The 16692-nt window shown below is 67.7% G+C and carries 20 protein-coding genes and 1 tRNA gene; 8 read left to right on the forward strand and 13 right to left on the reverse strand.

The features are described 5' to 3' along the window. The first annotated feature begins 48 nt into the window (after positions 1-48). A complete protein-coding gene (locus WC597_RS00685; RefSeq protein ID WP_372691294.1) occupies positions 49-963 on the forward strand; it encodes a DMT family transporter in 915 nt (304 codons plus the stop codon). Between the two features lie 89 nt (positions 964-1052). On the opposite strand, the gene WC597_RS00690 is transcribed toward WC597_RS00685, so the two are convergent. Together WC597_RS00690 and WC597_RS00695 are read right to left on the reverse strand one after the other, a co-directional pair. Further along, positions 1053-1256, reverse strand: a complete 204-nt coding sequence (locus tag WC597_RS00690) for a cold-shock protein (RefSeq protein ID WP_372691295.1) — start codon at positions 1254-1256, stop codon at positions 1053-1055. 196 nt (positions 1257-1452) lie between these two features. After that, positions 1453-2214, reverse strand: a complete 762-nt coding sequence (locus tag WC597_RS00695; RefSeq protein ID WP_372691296.1) for an extensin family protein — start codon at positions 2212-2214, stop codon at positions 1453-1455. A gap of 114 nt (positions 2215-2328) precedes the next feature. Here WC597_RS00695 and ppk2 point away from each other — a divergent pair, with 114 nt between their 5' ends. Beyond that, complete coding sequence (gene ppk2 / locus WC597_RS00700) at positions 2329-3078, forward strand: polyphosphate kinase 2 (protein WP_372691297.1); 750 nt, start codon at positions 2329-2331, stop codon at positions 3076-3078. Positions 3079-3084: 6 nt separating this feature from the next. Here ppk2 and WC597_RS00705 read toward each other — a convergent pair whose 3' ends face one another. Genes WC597_RS00705 through tsaD form a run of 3 tightly spaced genes read right to left on the reverse strand, consistent with a single transcriptional unit; the run spans position 3085 to position 5670 of the window. Continuing rightward, positions 3085-3462 (reverse strand): Rieske (2Fe-2S) protein, encoded by a 378-nt coding sequence (locus WC597_RS00705; protein WP_372691298.1) that lies wholly within the window; start codon positions 3460-3462, stop codon positions 3085-3087. Further along, positions 3455-4453: an NAD(P)H-dependent glycerol-3-phosphate dehydrogenase gene (locus tag WC597_RS00710; RefSeq protein WP_372691299.1), complete on the reverse strand. Its 999-nt coding sequence runs from the start codon at positions 4451-4453 to the stop codon at positions 3455-3457. Before WC597_RS00710 ends, WC597_RS00705 begins: the two co-directional genes overlap by 8 nt. A 26-nt stretch (positions 4454-4479) precedes the next feature. Further along, positions 4480-5670, reverse strand: coding sequence for a tRNA (adenosine(37)-N6)-threonylcarbamoyltransferase complex transferase subunit TsaD (tsaD, locus tag WC597_RS00715; protein ID WP_372691300.1), 1191 nt, complete (start codon positions 5668-5670; stop codon positions 4480-4482). Between tsaD and hemC the strand changes: the two genes are divergently transcribed. The 4 genes from hemC (at position 5669) to WC597_RS00735 (ending at position 7996) form a co-directional block, all read left to right on the forward strand. Beyond that, a complete protein-coding gene (hemC, locus tag WC597_RS00720; protein WP_372691301.1) occupies positions 5669-6634 on the forward strand; it encodes a hydroxymethylbilane synthase in 966 nt (321 codons plus the stop codon). The genes tsaD and hemC overlap by 2 nt on opposite strands. Next, complete coding sequence (locus WC597_RS00725) at positions 6631-7353, forward strand: uroporphyrinogen-III synthase (protein ID WP_372691302.1); 723 nt, start codon at positions 6631-6633, stop codon at positions 7351-7353. The genes hemC and WC597_RS00725 overlap by 4 nt, the downstream gene beginning before the upstream one ends. A gap of 41 nt (positions 7354-7394) precedes the next feature. Further along, positions 7395-7470 (forward strand) — tRNA-Thr (locus tag WC597_RS00730). A 172-nt stretch (positions 7471-7642) separates the two neighbouring features. Continuing rightward, on the forward strand, positions 7643-7996 hold the full coding sequence (locus WC597_RS00735; protein WP_159846652.1) for a helix-turn-helix domain-containing protein: 354 nt from the start codon (positions 7643-7645) through the stop codon (positions 7994-7996). Here WC597_RS00735 and WC597_RS00740 read toward each other — a convergent pair whose 3' ends face one another. The 4 genes from WC597_RS00740 to WC597_RS00755 are packed head-to-tail and all read right to left on the reverse strand — an operon-like array spanning position 7997 to position 9652. Continuing rightward, positions 7997-8368, reverse strand: a complete 372-nt coding sequence (locus WC597_RS00740) for a hypothetical protein (RefSeq protein ID WP_372691303.1) — start codon at positions 8366-8368, stop codon at positions 7997-7999. After that, a complete protein-coding gene (locus WC597_RS00745; protein ID WP_372691304.1) occupies positions 8365-8829 on the reverse strand; it encodes a hypothetical protein in 465 nt (154 codons plus the stop codon). Before WC597_RS00745 ends, WC597_RS00740 begins: the two co-directional genes overlap by 4 nt. Before the next feature lie 10 nt (positions 8830-8839). Next, positions 8840-9178, reverse strand: coding sequence for a hypothetical protein (locus WC597_RS00750; protein WP_372691305.1), 339 nt, complete (start codon positions 9176-9178; stop codon positions 8840-8842). Positions 9179-9205: 27 nt separating this feature from the next. After that, the gene (locus WC597_RS00755) at positions 9206-9652 is read right to left on the reverse strand and encodes a helix-turn-helix transcriptional regulator (protein WP_372691306.1); all 447 of its coding nucleotides are present in this window, start codon (positions 9650-9652) and stop codon (positions 9206-9208) included. Positions 9653-9809: 157 nt separating this feature from the next. On the opposite strand from WC597_RS00755, the gene metK reads away from it, so the two are divergent. Beyond that, positions 9810-11015 (forward strand): methionine adenosyltransferase, encoded by a 1206-nt coding sequence (gene metK / locus WC597_RS00760; RefSeq protein WP_372691307.1) that lies wholly within the window; start codon positions 9810-9812, stop codon positions 11013-11015. Between the two features lie 4 nt (positions 11016-11019). Here the strand turns inward: metK and WC597_RS00765 are convergent, their stop codons facing one another. The 4 genes from WC597_RS00765 to WC597_RS00780 form a co-directional block, all read right to left on the reverse strand. Next, on the reverse strand, positions 11020-12288 hold the full coding sequence (locus WC597_RS00765; protein ID WP_372691308.1) for a pentapeptide repeat-containing protein: 1269 nt from the start codon (positions 12286-12288) through the stop codon (positions 11020-11022). Positions 12289-12340: 52 nt separating this feature from the next. After that, positions 12341-12970 (reverse strand): bifunctional diaminohydroxyphosphoribosylaminopyrimidine deaminase/5-amino-6-(5-phosphoribosylamino)uracil reductase RibD, encoded by a 630-nt coding sequence (locus WC597_RS00770; RefSeq protein WP_372691309.1) that lies wholly within the window; start codon positions 12968-12970, stop codon positions 12341-12343. Then, the gene (locus WC597_RS00775; RefSeq protein WP_372691310.1) at positions 12967-13680 is read right to left on the reverse strand and encodes a 2,3-diphosphoglycerate-dependent phosphoglycerate mutase; all 714 of its coding nucleotides are present in this window, start codon (positions 13678-13680) and stop codon (positions 12967-12969) included. Before WC597_RS00775 ends, WC597_RS00770 begins: the two co-directional genes overlap by 4 nt. 219 nt (positions 13681-13899) lie before the next feature. After that, positions 13900-16401 (reverse strand): TonB-dependent receptor plug domain-containing protein, encoded by a 2502-nt coding sequence (locus tag WC597_RS00780; RefSeq protein WP_372691311.1) that lies wholly within the window; start codon positions 16399-16401, stop codon positions 13900-13902. A gap of 73 nt (positions 16402-16474) precedes the next feature. Between WC597_RS00780 and WC597_RS00785 the strand changes: the two genes are divergently transcribed. Then, positions 16475-16633 carry a hypothetical protein gene (locus WC597_RS00785; protein WP_372691312.1) on the forward strand — a complete coding sequence of 53 codons (159 nt, stop codon included), beginning with the start codon at positions 16475-16477 and terminating at the stop codon, positions 16631-16633. Positions 16634-16692: the final 59 nt, after the last annotated feature.

Genomic DNA, 16692 nt, shown 5'->3' on the forward strand with positions numbered 1-16692 from the left:
TCGCACGCCCTGTGGCGTCACGCCGCAGGGCGGCGTATGAGCCGCGCCATGTCCGCCTTGGTTTCGCGCGTCTCGCCGCGCGCCTTCGCCCTGATCGTCCTGCTGATCGCCGCCTGCGTGCTGGGCCTGGCGCCCATTCTGGTGCGGTTGACCGAGACGGGACCGGCGGCGGCGGGGTTCTGGCGTTTTCTGTTCGCCCTGCCGCTGCTGACCATACTGGCGACGCGCGAGCCGGGCGGGATCGCGACCCCGTCGAAATGGGCGCTGCTGGCGGGCCTGTTCTTCGCGCTGGATCTCAGCTTCTGGCACTACGGCATCGTCATGACGTCCGTCGCCAATGCGACGGTGCTGTGCAACCTGACGCCAGTGGTGGTCACCCTGTTCGGCTGGTTCGTGCTGAAGGAGCGGCCGCACCGGCTGTTCCTTGTGGCCCTGGCCCTGGCGATGGGCGGCGCTTTCGCCATGGCGGCGGGGGCGGACGGCGGACAGGGGACCAATCCGCCGCTGGGCGACATCTTCTCGCTGTCGGTGGCGGTCTGGTACTCGGGCTATTTCCTGGCGGTGAAGGCCGCGAGGCGGACGGCCGGCGCCATGCGCGTCACCTTCTGGGCCACATTGCTGGGCGCGCCTCTGCTGCTGATCGTCGCTCTGGCCCTGGGCGAGGACATCATCCCCGCCGGGCCAAGCGGCTGGGCCGCCTGTATCGCCATGGGGATCATGCACGTCTTTGGCCAAGGCGGCGTGGCCTGGGCGCTGGGCAAGCTGCCGGCCTCGGTCACGGCCGTCACCATCCTGATCCAGCCCGTGGTCGCCGGCTTGCTGGGCTGGTGGATCTTCGGCGAGACCCTGACGCCGGTTCAGGCCCTGGGCGGCGCCCTGGTGCTGGGCGCCATCGTCCTGGCGCAGAGGTCGCAGAGAGCGAAGACGGTCCCCGCCGCTGACGCTCCAGCCGGGCTCAAGTAGCGCGAAGCGCGATAGCCCAAGCAAAAAAGAAAACAGGCGCGGAAGCCGAAGCCGCCGCGCCTGTCTCTAAGCCTTGAAGGCTGATCGACTCAGAGAATCTTGAGGTCGATCGCCGAGGTCTTGCCGCGCTGGCTTTCCAGCTCGTATTCGACCTTGGCGTTCTCATCGAGGCCCTGAAGTCCGGCCTTCTGAACGGCGGTGATATGGACGAAAACGTCCTGACCGCCGGTATCGGGTTGGATGAAGCCGAAGCCCTTTGTGGGGTTGAACCACTTGACCGTGCCGGTCGCCATGTCTGCGTCTCCGTCAACGCGCTTTTCCAGGCGGATCCCCATCAGGGTGACCCGACAATCCATCTGGACAGCTCGTTCAGGCGAAGGAGCGAAACGCGGGTGTGGACCCCACGCAAAATCCGGACTGTATCGATGTTGTCACCCGGCTTTTCGAGGCGGTCAACAGCAAAGCGATTCGCACGGGACGCATTCAGGATTAACGGCAGATGCCCCGGGCGGCGCCGTCGATGTGCAGATGGTTGGCGTGGGCGGCGTTGTAGTCGGGCGTCAGCACAGTCGAGAACAGACGGCAGGCGCCGTCGCGAACGGCATGCAGGAACCGTGACCCCTGCTCGCCCGCAGGACCTTCGCCCCGCCAGTCGTTCAGCACACTGACGGTCCGCCCGTCCTTCAGCGTGACGCCTGCGACGTCCAGGGCATTGGCCCGGGCGTGTTCGCTGGGGCGCTCCTGCTCGTCCTGGGAGCCATAGATGCGGCGGCAGGAATAGGTGCCGTAGTTCTCGACCCGCGCCGGCTCCGACCCCAGGATGTCGCGCGAGGCCGGGCGCAGCACCTGTCGGTCCCAGATGACGTAGCGGACGGCCAGCGGGCACTGCATGACAACGCCGGCGGGCGCGAGAGGCGTCACCTCGCCGCCCGTAATCCGCACGGCTCCGCGCACCACGCAGAAGCCGCCGTCGTCGCGGTCGGCCGCCCGTTCGACCTGAACCCCCGCATTGCGCAACGCCTGCATACAGGCCTCGGTCGCGCCCTCCACGGCCTGGGGCGTCGCGGCGGTCGGCACGTCGAAGGCCGCGACCTTGGCCGAGGTCGCACGCCCCAGGGGTCGGTCCAGATCCAGCGGCTTCCACGGCAGATCCTGTGGCGGAGCGAAGACGTTCAGCAGGGCGAAGGCCGAGCAGACAAGCAGCGCCAGCTCCCACACCAGATTCCACATGTCCGCCAGATCGCGCTTCATTCCGCCCCGTCACGGGCCGGACAGGCCCCGCGCCCTTAACGCCCAGCTTCGCCGTCGGCTCCCTGAGAACGCACACCCCTTGCCCGCAGGCCCCGTCCGGCCCACTCTTTCACCATGGGAAAGAAATCAGACGCCTATGAAGCCGAGCTGGAGCAGATTCAGCTGGCCATCGTCCAGACCCAGGCCTGGAGCATCGAACACGGCTCGCGCGTGGTCATCGTGCTGGAGGGTCGCGACACCGCCGGCAAGGACGGGGCGATCAAGCGGCTGACCGAACACATGTCACCGCGCCAGACGCGCGTCATCGCCCTGCCCAAGCCCAGCGACCGCGAAACCAGCCAGTGGTATTTCCAGCGGTATGTCTCACACCTGCCGGCGGCGGGCGAGACGGTGATCTTCAACCGGTCCTGGTACAACCGCGCCGGGGTCGAGCCGGTGATGGGATACTGCAAGCCCGAGCAGTACGCCCAGTTCATGACCGACGCCCCGCGCTTCGAGCGGATGCTGACCGACGACGGGATCATCCTGATCAAGATCTGGCTGGACATCTCGCGCGAAGAACAGGCCAAACGGCTGAAGGAACGCCGCACCGACCCGCTGAAGAAGTTCAAGCTGTCGTCGCTGGACGCCGAGGCCGAGGCGCGGTTCGACGCCTATTCCGACGCCCGCGACCGCATGCTGGACGAGACGGATCGCCCCTTCGCGCCCTGGGTCGTCGTGGCCACAGACGACAAGAAGACGGCGCGGCTGAACATCGGCCGCTACATCCTGTCGATCCTGAACCACACCAGCGTCGAGGTGAAGAAGCCGGACCCGAAAGTGGTCCTCAGCGCCGCCAAGGCCAAGGGCAAGCTGGCGCGCTGATCGACCTCAGGCCGTCCTGACGATCCCGCCCGTCGCCGCCACAGGCCAGGGCGTCAGCCGCCCGCCCGCACAGGGGCCGCCCTTGCACTCGCCGGTCAGCGGCTCGAACACCGCCCCGTGCCAGCCGCAAAGGATCAAGGATCCGTCGGGCGTCAGATAGCGGTCGATCTCCATGGCGATGGGAAAACCCGCATGGGGGCAGCGGTCCACCCAGCCGGCGACCTGACCGTCCTTACGCACCACGAAGCCGTGGAAGAAGGCCTCGCCGATCTGGAGCACGAAACCGCGCGAGCCGGGGTCGGCGATGTCGCCCTCGGCGCACAGGGCCACGCCCGGCGGCGTCTTCCAGACCCGTTGGCGCTCTGCGGGTGCGTCCTCAGACACGTTCGGCCTTCAATGGACGCGACAACAGGCCGTCGATCAGGCCGTCCACGTCGATCTCGCCGGCCAGCAGGGCGGCGACACCTTCAGAGATCGGGATTTCCACGCCCAGACGCGCCGCCAGTTCGCGCACGGCTGGCGCGCTCTCATAGCCCTCGGCCACCGACCGTTTGCCGGCCAGGGCCTGTTCCACCGTCTGTCCCTGGCCCAGGGCCAGGCCCAGACTCATGTTGCGCGACTGGGGGCTGGAGCAGGTCAGGACGAGGTCGCCCAGGCCGCACAGGCCCGCCACCGTCTCGGCCTGACCACCCATAGCGACGGCGAGGCGGGTCATTTCGGCAAAGCCGCGCGTGATGAGGGCGGCATGGGCGCTGCGTCCCAGGTGACGCCCCTCGGAAATGCCGCAGGCGATGGCCAGGACGTTCTTCAGCGCCCCGCCCGCCTCGGCCCCCACCAGATCGGTCGCCAGATAGGGCCGGAAGCCCGGCGCCGACAGGGTGTTCAGCAGCGCCTCGCCCAGCGCCGCATCGGCGCAGGCCAGGGTGACGGCGGTGGGCAGGCCGCGCGACACCTCGCCAGCGAAACTGGGGCCGGACAGGACGGCGGCAGGCGCGTCCGGCAAGGTCTCGGCCAGCACTTCGGTCATCAACTTCATCGTGCCGCGCTCGACCCCCTTGGAGCACAGCACCACCGGCACGCCGGCGCGATAGTGGGGCGCAAACGCCGTCAGCGTCGCCCGCATATGCTGGGCAGGCGGCACGGCCAGGATCACGTCGCAGTCGGCCAGGTCGCCCAGATCGGCCGTGAACTTCAGTGCGTCGGCCAGCGGCACGCCGGGCAGATACAGGTCGTTGGCCCGCGTCGCCCGCAGGGTCTCGACCAACTGCTGCTCGCGCGCTTGCAAGGTCGTGTCCAGACCAGCCCGAACGCAGACCTGCGCCAGGGCCGTGCCCCAGGCGCCCGCGCCGATGACTCCTGCCGTGCGGAATTCCATACGCCCTCCCGAAGCTTCTTTATCGTTCACGCCTTGGCGCCTTTGCGGCCCGGCTTGTGCGAAGGATCGGACAGGGCGCGCGCTTCGTCCAGCGGCCATCGCGGCCGTGCGACGACGTCGATGTCGCTGGTCAGTCCCAGCGCCAGCCGCTCCGCCCCCGCCAAGGCGATCATCGCCGCATTGTCGGTGCAATAGGCCATGGGCGGGGCCAGGAAGTCGAAGCCGTGTTTGGCCGCCGTCGCCTGCAAGGTCGCGCGGATGGTCTTGTTGGCCGCGACCCCGCCCGCCACCACAAACAACCTGTGCTCATGGGTTTCGGCATAGGCCGCCAACGCGCGCTCCGACCGATCCGACAGCTGACGCGCGATGGCGTTCTGAACCGCGTCGGCCAGGTCCGCCTTATCCTGCTCCGTCTCGCAGGTCTGTGCGATGCGGAAGGCCGCCGTCTTCAGGCCCGAGAAAGAGAAATCGCAATCCTTGCGGCCCAGCAGCGCGCGGGGCAGGTCGAACCGCGACCCATCGCCCTGCATCGCCAGCCGTTCCAGCGCCGGCCCGCCCGGATAACCCAGCCCCAGGGCCTTTGCGATCTTGTCGAAAGCCTCACCCGCCGCGTCATCGATGGTGGCGCCGATCCGGCTCATGTCGCCGATGCCGCGCACCTCCAGAAGCTGGCAATGGCCGCCAGACACCAGCAGCAGCAGGAAGGGATAGGCGACCTCCGCCCCCAGCCGCGCTGACACCGCATGGCCTTCCAGATGATTGACCGCCACCAGAGGCAGGCCGCGCGCCAGCGCCGCCGCCTTGCCGAAGCTCAGCCCCACCATGACCCCGCCGACCAGGCCCGGCCCGGCCGTCGCCGCGATCCCGTCCAGCCCGTCATAGCCCATGTCCGCCTCGGACATTGCGCGACGCGTGACCTCGGCGATCATCTCCACATGGCTGCGCGCCGCGATCTCGGGCACCACGCCGCCATAGGCCGCATGATCGTCGATCTGGCTGTGGACGACCGAGGACAGCACCTCCGCCCGACCACCTGTCAGGCGCACCACCGAGGCGGCGGTCTCGTCGCAGCTGGTCTCCAGGCCCAGCACCGTCAGCGCATGACCGGGACGAGGGGGGACATCCCGTCCAGTTGCTGACTTGGCGCCGCTGCTATAGTCGGCGGACATCTCCATCGGGTCGAGGTAGCGACCCGGCGACCGGTGCGCAACGCTCATGACCTTTCCTCTCCGCATCGGCACCCGGCGTTCCAAGCTGGCCCTGGCCCAGTCCGGCATGATGCAGCGCGCCATCGGCCGCGCCCTGAACGTGCCCGAGGCCGAGATCGAGACCGCCATTCCCCTGGTCGAGATCGTCACCACCGGCGACCGCATTCAGGACCGCCGCCTGCTGGAAATCGGCGGCAAGGCCCTGTTCACAAAGGAGATCGAGGAGGCGCTACTGGCCGGCCGGATCGACATCGCCATCCATTCGATGAAGGACGTCCCCGCCGAACAGCCGCAGGGCCTGTGCATCGCCGCCATCCCCGAACGGGAGGACGCCCGCGACGCCTTCATCAGCCGCGACTTCGACAGCTTCGATACCCTGCCCTTCGGCGCCCGCCTGGGCACCGCCAGCCTGCGTCGCCAGGCCCAGGCCCTGGCCCTGCGGCCCGACCTGAAGGTCGAGATGCTGCGCGGCAACATCGACACCCGGCTGCGCCGCGCGGCCGAGGGGGATTTCGACGCCATCCTTCTGGCGGTGTCAGGCATGACGCGCCTGGGCGTCACCGAACACATTCGCGAGAAACTGTCGCTGGACGCCTTCCTGCCCGCGCCAGGCCAGGGCGCCCTGGCCATTCAGACGCGTGCCGCCAACATCGACGCGCCCCTGAACGCCCAATGGGTCGCCGCCCTGAACCACCCCGCGACCGCCATCGCCGTCGCCGCCGAGCGTGGGGCCATGACGGCGCTGGAAGGGTCGTGCCGCACCGCCGTCGGCGCCTATGCCCGCATCGAGCACGACATCCTTCACCTGACCACCGAAATGCTCAGCCCCGACGGGTCCGCCCGCTGGCGCCGCGTCGGCGACCTGCCCCAACCCACCGAAGCCGACGCCCGCGCCCTGGGCCAGCGATTGGGCGGCGAGGTCCACGCTTCCGCCGGCGATCAGGAGGTCGATCCCGCGACCCTGGACGGATGACCGCCCCCAACGCAGAAGCCAGGCCCGCCCGCATCTGGATCACTCGCGCCGAGCCCGGCGCCGCCCGCACCGCCGCACGCCTGCAAGCCATGGGGCTGGAGCCGATCATCGCCCCCCTGCTGACGATCCAGAACCTGACCCCGCCCGTCCCTGACCTGGCTCCCTTCGACGCGCTGGCCTTCACCAGCATCAACGGCGTCGCAGCCTTCGCCGCCCTGACGCCCGAACGCGACCGCCCGGTCTTCGCCGTCGGCGACGCCACCGCCCAGGCCGCCCGCGACGCCGGCTTCGACGAGGTCCGTTCCGCCTCCGGCGACCTTCACGCCCTCGCCCGCCTGATCGCCTCCGAGCTGAGCCACGCCTCCGTGCTGGTCCCGCAAGCCGAAACCCCCGCCGGCGACTTCGACGCCGCCCTGGTCATCGCCGGCGCCCGCAACGTCTCGATCCAACCCCTGATCGTCTATCGCGCCCAAACCACGACCGTCGCCATGCCCACGACATTCGATGCGATCCTGATCCACTCCCCCCGCGCGGCGAAGATCATGGCCGAACAGGACATCGTCCGGCTGTCGCACGCCGTCACGGCCTGTATCTCCCCCGCCGCCGCCGCCCCGCTGGTCGCCCTGGGTCTGACGCCAGCCGTGGCCCAAACGCCCGACGAAGCCTCATTGCTCACGATCTTGAAAGCGGCGCTTGGCAAGCGCGACACGGCCGTATAAAGACCCCGTCTCGCGCGGACCACTTCATCCGTCGCAACCGGGCCGCTTTAGCTCAGCCGGTAGAGCACATCATTCGTAATGATGGGGTCAGGTGTTCGAGTCACCTAAGCGGCACCACTTCTCCGAGCGCGGTTCGCGCCGGAAGCGACGGCGGGGGCGCCGTCATGTATCCTAATGGTTGAATTCATACTCATCAGCACACGTAGCACTCCTTAGCGAAGCAGCTTTGGCTTGACGGCGTTGATGTTTTGGGGCCTTGGCACGCCATTAGTCCTGTCCGTAGGCCCAAATGAACGACGCAGTAGATCCCGTAGACATCGCCATTGGCGGACGCATCCGTGCGCGTCGCGAAGAACTTCGTATCACCCAGGCGCAGTTGGCCGCAGGCGCCGGCGTCACCTTCCAGCAGATTCAGAAGTATGAGCGGGGCGTCAATCGCGTGTCCGCCGCCCGTCTTCTGCAGATCGCCTCGGTTCTGAAGTCGACCGGCGCCGCCCTGCTGGGCGAGTTGGAAACGGCCGAGGGCGACGAGCTTGCGCTGGCCGCCCCGGGCGTCGCCGAACTGCTGGCCGCCTTCCGCGGGATCAAGGACGCCGCGCAACGCGACGCCCTTCTGACCGTAGCCAAGGGCCTGCGCGGCTGATCAGGCGCGGTTGCTGACGCTCTTCAGCAACTGCTCCACCTCGTCTCGACGGTCCGACGACGCCTCCAGCGCCGTGCCGGCGAGCCATGACTGAATGGCGTCCAGCGCGCGCATGTCGCGGCCGTCCGAACGGCCCGCGTCCGCCAGGCTCTGGCGAATGATCTCGATCATGCAGACCGCCTCGACCGCCGTGCTGGGCGCATGATCCAGCAGGGTGGTTTCGGCCGCCTCCATCGGCGCAAGGTCCAGCTCGACCAGCAGGTTCTCGCCGCTGGCCGACAGGGATTGCGATCCGACCTGTTGAGCCAGATTGGCGGTCTCCAGCCACGAACGGAACAGGGGCATGAAGGCGGTGGGGGTTTGGGTGTTCATTGGACTGTGACCTTGTGTGGCGCGCGGACGGGCGCGCGCCGTGATTTGGGATGGGCGTAGGGGGCGGCGCGCGCCTCCCAGACACCAAAGAGGGCGAGAAGCAGGAGCTCGAACCAGACAACCATTCGGGTCGACACGATCGACCAGAGAAGGGCGTCGGAACCGGCGATGCCGGCGAGATGGGTCGAGACCGCGATGAGCTGAGCGCCGGCCGCCAAAAGCAGCCACCAGCGGTCGTATCGCAGCGCCAGGCCCACCAGCAGGCAGAACATGGCGAACGACAGTCCCGCCACCCCCCATCGGAAATGTCCGATGAACAGGTGATCGACCAATGGCGTGCCCCACTGCAAGGCGAACAGGGCGAGGACGACGATCCGCTCGGGCGTGCGGCCTTTCCACAGCAGAAGCGCCATGACCGCGTAGGTCAGGCCCTCCAGCAGCAAGGATAGCGGCGACCACATTCCGGCGCGATCAAGCGGCGACGGCGAGAACCGGGGCGAACCCAGTGGGTTTGACGGTCTTGTCCTCGCGAGGACCGTCCATGTACCAGCCGACCTGGTGTTCGTCGGCGACCTGGGCCAGTTCGCCGTGACTGGCGATGACCGCGCCGCGAACCTCGGCGAGTTGGCTGAGGCCGCGAACCATATTGGCCAGAGCGTCCTGTCCGACTTCCGCCGCCAGGCGGGCCTCGACCCGACCTTCCAGCGCCGTCTGGACCAGCCGGCAGACCTCGATCATCGCCTGATCGACGGCGTGTTCGGCGGTTCTGACCTGTCGCGCCACGCGGACGCCGACGTGCATATTCTTCATTGGCTCATCTCCCGTTAAGCCGTTTGGTCAGCGCATTTCAGCGGGAGCGAGCCGGTCGAAAAGGGATGGAACCACCATGCCCGCCGTCACGATCCCGATGGCGAACAGAAGAGCGATGGCGGCCCCGGCGACGATGATCCCCACCCTTGCCAGAGCGCCGCGGGGCGGCGCCGGCAGAAGCCAGGAAGTCGTTCGGTCGGAAACCGCATCGTCCAACTGTTCGGCCGACGTGGGATCATTCAGCGGATCGGGGCCGGTGTTGGGAATGAGTATCGACGCCTCTGAGTAGACGCTACTCAGCCGGCGCGCCGCCAGCTTGCGGTCCGACACCCCCAGTTTGGCGTAGGCGCGATGCAGGTGATTGCCGACGGTGCGAGGCGAAATGTCGAGACGCGCAGCGATCTCCTTGTCCTCCAGGCCCTGGCCGGCGAGGTGGACACATTCGCTTTCTCTGGTCGTCAGGCTGTCAGGCATTTGATCCCCCGCATCCTGTTTACCCTAAAATCCACCGGTGTCAGCCGATCTGCTTAGCTTGCAAACCACTTTCCGTCTCATCGCGCGATGTCAGATCACTTGAACATATAAGCATATCTTTATATGTCTGACCGCCTGACACAGACAGGAGCCTCTCTTGGCCGCTCGTTCTTCCTTCCTCTTCACCTCGGAAAGCGTTTCCGAAGGTCACCCCGACAAGGTCGCAGACCGCATCTCCGACACCGTCGTGGACGCCTTCCTGGCCAAGGATCCCGAGGCGCGCGTGGCGTGCGAGACCCTGGTCACGACCCAGCGCATCGTCCTGGCCGGCGAAGTCCGCGCCACCCGGCCGGGCGCCACCAAGGAAGAGAACGAAGCCTTCACCCAGGCCATCATCGACAGCCTGGAGCCGCTGGTCCGCGCCGCAGTCAAGGACATCGGCTATGAGCAGGACGGCTTTCACTGGGAAACGGCCGAATACGCCTGCTACCTGCACGCCCAGTCGGCGGACATCGCCGTCGGCGTCGACTCGACCAACGAGAAGGACGAGGGCGCGGGCGACCAGGGCATCATGTTCGGTTATGCGTCGAACGAGACGCCGGAACTGATGCCGGCGACCCTGCAATACAGCCACAACATCCTGAAGCGCCTCGCCGAGGTTCGCCACGCCGGCGGCTCGCAGCTGGAGCCGGATGCCAAGAGCCAGGTGACGATCGAATACCAGGACGGCAAGCCGGTCCGCGCCACTTCGATCGTCCTGTCGACCCAGCACGCCAAGGGCCTCAGCTCCGAACAGGTCGCCGAGATCGTCAAACCCTATATTCTCGAAGTGCTGCCGGAAGGCTTCACCGACGAGAACACCGTCTGGCACATCAACCCGACCGGCATCTTCGAGATCGGCGGACCTGACGGCGACGCAGGCCTGACCGGCCGCAAGATCATCGTCGATACCTACGGTGGCGCGGCGCCCCACGGCGGCGGCGCCTTCTCGGGCAAGGACCCGACCAAGGTGGACCGTTCGGCCGCCTATGCCTGCCGCTACCTGGCCAAGAATGTGGTCGCGGCGGGTCTGGCCGACCGCTGCACCATCCAGATCTCCTACGCCATCGGCGTGGCCAAGCCCCAGTCGATCCACGTCGATCTGCACGGCACCGGCAAGATTTCGGAAGCGGTGCTGGAAGACAAGATTCTGGACCTGATCGGCGGCGCCACGCCGCGTGCGATCCGTGAGCATCTGAAGCTGAACAAGCCGATCTACGCCCGCTCGGCCGCCTATGGCCACTTCGGACGCGAGCCCGATGCGGACGGCGGTTTCAGCTGGGAAAAGACCGACCTGGTCGATCAGCTCAAAGCGCTGGCTTAAGGCTTTAAGCGGCCTGGTCCACGACCAGGCCGCGCACGCCGGTCAGATTGGCGTCGGTCAGATCGGCCTGACGGGTCTGGGCGCCGTGCATAGTCGCACGCCCCAGGTCGGCGCCGATCAGGACCGCGCGCTTCAGATCGGCGCCCGACAGGTCCGCGCCACGCAGCACAGCCCCCGTCAGATCGGCCGGCATCAGGCGATCGGCGGTGATCAGCAACGGTCCCAACTGCGCCTCGCGCATGTCCGCACCGTTCAGCCTGGCCCCCTTCAAACGCGCCCCGCGCAGGTCGGCGCGACGCAGTTTGGCGGACCTCAGATCGGCGTTTTCAAGCTGGGCGCCCTGTAGCTGCACCCCCTCCATGTCCAGACCATAGAAAACTGCCCCCTTGGCCGACAAGGCGGTCAGGTTCAGCCCCGTGATCGACTTCAACGGACGCAGATCGACACCATCGAACACCGAAGGCTGCCCCTCCGTCCCGCCGGTCTCGCACCAGCGGGCGTGTTCGCGCAGCATCTCTGCGGCCGGCATACGGTCCACGGATTCGCACGCGGATTTGTTGTCGGTCAGGGCGCCCTGCATGTCCGCGCCGTCCGCGCGCCACATGGTCATCTTGCAGCCGACAAGAATGGCGTCGCGCAGATCGGCGCCCGACAGGTCCGCGCCCGACAGATCGGCCCCAGCCAGGTCCGTGCCCCGGAAGTTGGCCTGTTTCAGATTGGCCCGGACCAGCTTGCAGTCCTTCATCACCGCGCCGGAGAAGTCGGCCTTCATGGCGATGACGCCCGACATCTTGGAGCGTTGCAGATTGGCGCCGGACAGGTTGGCGCCGACGGCTTCGGTCTCCTCGCGATGGCGCGGCTCGATGACCTTGAAACCCAGCTTGGCGTCGGCGGCGGCGATGGCGCCTTCGCGCAGGTCGGCCTCGAACATGTCGGCGCCCGACAGGTCCGCGCCGCGCAGGCAGGCGCCGCGCAGGTCCGCACGTCGCAGGCTGGCCTCGGCCAGAATCGCGTCCTGCATGTCCGCGCCGAAGAAGTTGGCGTTGTCCAGCTTGGCCCCCGTCAGGTCGCAGCCTTCCAGACAGGCGGCGGCGAAATCGGCGTCGGACAGGTTGCGCCCCTTCAGGCTGAGCCCGGACAGATCCATCCAGGCGAAGACCGCACGGGCGCCGCCGGGTCGAGCCTGGAACAGCCGGTCATGCCGGGCGCAGACCAGGTCCAGCTCCGCCTGCGTCAGGCGTTTTCTCACAATGGGTTCAGCGGCGAGGGCCATCAGGCCACACTATGCGGTCTGACTTAAGAAACCTTTGAACAACCTTCGGTTTTCAGATGCTCAGCAGGCCCTGCTCGTCCAGCGCCTCGGCCAGCTCGCCCGGCCCGGTCCACAGACGCGTGTAGCCCGCCTCGCCCAACCGCTTAAGCTCGGTGACCAGATCGGCCTTGGGCGAGGCGACGAAGCGGCCGTCGAAGCCGACGCCGTCCTCGCTGATCCGCACCATGGGCCGGCCGGTTTCCAGCCGGTGCAGGAAGCCTTCGCACAGGGGCGCCCCCTCCTCGCACATCAGGCCGGTCTCGACGGTCAGGCCTTGCGCGCGCAGCCGCTCGGTGCCCCGCCCGGCGGCGAAGGGGGACGGGTCCAGACAGGCGATGACGACCCGCGCCACGCCCGCCTCGGTCAGGAAGTGGGCGCACGACTTGCGGCCCGACGACCGGGCGCCGCACGGCTCCAGCGTGACATAGACGGTCGAGCCGACGACATCGGCGCCGGCGGCGGGCACGGCCTGTTCCTCGGCATGGGGACGGCCGCCCGGCGCGGTGGCGGCCTGGGCGATCACCCGGCCGTCCTTGACGATGACGCAGCCGACCGCCGGATTGGGCCAGGTTTCGCCCATACGCCCCGTCGCCAGCGCGATGGCCTGGGCCATGAAGGCCTGGTCGGCGGCGCTCCAGCTCATGATGGGGTCGGCAGCGCTTCGGCGCGGGCGGCGTCGAGGTAGCGGGCGGCGGTCGGCTTCAGATCCGCGTCCAGATCGATCTCCAGCGGATTGCCCGTGGGGATCTCGACCCCGACGATCTGATCGTCCGGCACGCCGAACAGCAGTTTGACGATGGCCCGCAGGGAGTTGCCGTGGGCGGCGATCAGCACGTCCTCGCCCGCCTTCAGGCGCGGCGCGATCTCGGCGTCCCAATAGGGCTTGACCCGGTCCAGCGTGGTCTTCAGGCTTTCGGTGTCGGGAATGGCCTTGCCGGCATAGCGGGGGTCGGCGTTGAAATCGAACTCGCCGCCGGGCGCCAGCGGGGGCGGCGGCACGTCATAGCTGCGGCGCCAGACCTTGACCTGGTCCTCGCCGTGCTTCTGCGCCGTCTCGGCCTTGTTGAGCCCCGTCAGGCCGCCATAGTGGCGCTCGTTCAGGCGCCAGTCCTCGATCACCGGCACGTCGGTCAGGCCCGCCGACTGCAGCGCCAGGGCGCCGGTGCGCTGGGCGCGTGTCAGGACCGAGGTGAACATCACAGCCGGCTTGAACACGGCCTCGGCGATCAATTCGCCGCCGTGACGCGCCTGGGCCTCGCCCTCCGCCGTCAGATCCACGTCGACCCAGCCGGTGAAGCGGTTTTCGAGGTTCCACTGGCTTTGGCCATGGCGGAGCAGGATCAGGCGCGGCATTCGGTCGGTCCTTCGGAAAACGGCCTTTCGGGGTAGGACGCCGTCCCAGGCCGGTCAAGGCTCGCCGGCGCCGGGCCGCCGGCTCTGCTTGTCGCACCGGACGCACAGAGGTAACAGTCGACCGATGTCGGACCGTCTGTTCTTTCCCCTCGCGCTCGCCGCCGCCGTCGTGATGATCGCGCTGGCGACCGTCTGGCCCTGAGCCGCCGGTCTGATCCCCTAGAACAGGATCTTGCGCAGGTTGATGCGGAACACTCGCCCCTGCGGGTCCAGATAGTCCCGCTGGTAGTTGACCGGCTTCGCGCCGTCGCTGCTGGTCACGGACACACGGTCGTCGAAGATGTTCTGAACGCCGAAGCCGATCCGCGTTCCCTTCAGGATCGGGAAGCGTTCGACCCACGACGTGCGCTGGGTCAGGTCGGCGAAGGCGAACAGATTGACCGTCGTCCGTCCCGAGAAATCCAGATCGGGCGAACCGAGCGTGTCCCCGTTGACCGTGGTGCCCGCACGCCAGTTGGCGTTGACGAAGGCGCCCAGCCCGTTCTTGAACAGGCCGGTCTGAAGCTGGACCTCATGGCGCGACTGTCCGCCCGAGCCGGAGATGGAGTCGCCGTTCAACAGGTCCAGCGGCGCCAGACCCTCGCGGATCACGACCTCGTCCTGGACGCGCCAGGTGTGGGTCAGCGACAGGTTGAACATGCCCTGGCCCGGCTGCATCCCCGGCCCACCGGAGCCGCGAAGCCGACCACCGCCGCCGGGGCCTCCATGGCCGCGTGGGCCGCCGCCCATCATCATGCCGCCGCCTGGGCGTCCGCCTGGCCCCGCTGCCGCCAAGGCAGGGTCGGCCTTGCCGAAGGGGCGCGAGAAGTTGAAGCCCCACTGAACGTCCTGCTGCTCGCGCTTGAAGAAGTTCAGCGGGCGGGCGTCGATGGACAGCAGATTGCCGTCGGCGTCGCGCACGAACCGATCCGGCAGGGCCGCTTCAAGGTCGGGCGTGATCGTGGGGAAGCTGGAGATCTCGTCGTCCGCCTGGGTGCGGGTATAGGCCAGGTTCAGGCGGAAATCCTTGTCCGACACCGGCTGCCAGTTGACGCCCAGCTTCAGGATGCGCCGATCCTCGGCCTTCAGATTGGGATCGCCGCCGGTGATCTGGTTGATCTCGACGGTCTGGCTGTTTCGGAAGTCGAAGACCGGGATGTTGGGCGTCGACACCGTCGGGTCGTTCAACTGTTGGACGGTGGGGGCCTTGCCTTCGCCGGAATAGTTGGCGGACAGCGACAGCCGTTCGACCGGCGTCCAGTTCAGGCCCGCGCCGAGCGACGACACGCCGCCGAAGTCGGACAGTTCCTCGTAGGCCAGGTTCAGATTGGCCGACAGGTCGCCGATCCTGGGCAGGATGCCCCGCTCGACACTGGAGATCGGCAGGTCGATGTTGGCCTGGACGCTGCCCGTGTTGCGCGACTGCGACCGATCCACGGCGACGCCCGAACGCACGCTCCCGGAATCCAGCGACTGATAACCGGCGCCGACCTTGAAGGTCGAGGTGATGTCGCCCGCCGGCAGCTCGTACGGGCGGCCGTTGAGCACCAGTTCGGCCGTCGCGCTCTGGGCCACCGAGTTGGCTGTGTCGCGCGCATTGACCGTGGCCCGGCTGGTCAGGTCGCCGAAGGGATTGACCGTCAGGTCGCCGGCCGTCACTGCGGCCTGAAGTGCGATTTCGTCCACGCCCCGCCCAACCGAGGTGTCGGTCTCGACGCGGCTGTACTCCCCCGTCGCCGTCCAGCGCCAGTCGCCCACATAGCCGTCGAACACCGTGCCCAGTTCGGCGGTGCGCGTGTCGGTCTCGCGCGTCAGGGCGCCCGGCAGGTTCAGATAGCGGAACAGGGCCGCGTCTGCGCCCGACGGCGAAAACGGATTGGTCCCCGGCACGTTCAGGCTCACGCCGGGCAGGCCCTGGTAGCTGAGGTTGCTTGCGTCCTCGACACTGCCGCTCAGCGTCATCCCGATCTTGTCGTTCAGATCATGCTTGTATGTGCCGGCCACCGACGCCTGCGCCGTCTTGGGCAACAGGGTGCGATAGGCGATCGCCTCCTGACCGTTCGCGCCGCCGCCCGCCGTGTCGCTGCGGTCGATGTCGCGCTCGGTCTCGAACAGGGTGTTGGCGGTCGTGCCGTTGATGTCCAGCGACCAGCGGTCGGTCCCGGCGATGCTCAGGACGTTGTTCTCGCTGGCGGTCGTGGTGCGGCCGCCCTGCTCGGGCCGGCTGACGTTGACCGAGGCGGTCAGGGACGTGAAGTCCGGCTTCAGGACGATGTTCACCACCCGCTGATTGGCGCTGTAGCCATAGGACAGCGCCGTCTCTTCCGGCAGGACGTCGAAACGGTCGATGGCCTCGGGCGGGATGCCGCGGATCTCGCGGAAGCCTGAGATGCGACGCCCATTGACCAGGAAGACCGGCGAGCCGCCACGCGCGCTGCGGGTCTGAGCTTCCAGCAGCGTGACCAGTTCGCCGATGTTGGTCGCGCCGAACGCCTGGATCTGGGCGGCGTCATAGGAAACGATCGGCTCCTGCCCGCCCAAGGCCACGCCGCGCCGCGCCGCCGTGACCTCGACATCAGGCAGCACCGTCGTGGGCTCTTCCTGTTGCACCTGGGGCTGGGCAGGTTGAACGACACCGGCGGTGGGGGCCAGCGCAAGCAGGAGAAGCGCGGTCTGGGTCATGGAACGACGATCCGGGAGAAGGTTTCAGACCCCCGTGGGACGGCACAAACATGGCCGGAAAACGACCCAATTCATGAAGTTTCAGAAAGCGTTGCACCCGTTCAACACCGCGAAAAAAGCCGCGAAGGAATTGGCGTTCTGGAACGTTGAACATGATCGTGGTGCGTTTGAAACGCCGCCCAAAAGGCGCGTTGTGCGACGACATCCGGGTTCGCCATCGACCAACCCGTGAGTCGATCAAGGAAGACTCCGCGTTGACCGCCTCCGGGCTTTCGGCTATAGGCCCGCCCT

This window comes from Brevundimonas sp. (assembly GCF_041648115.1).
Lineage (GTDB): Bacteria > Pseudomonadota > Alphaproteobacteria > Caulobacterales > Caulobacteraceae > Brevundimonas.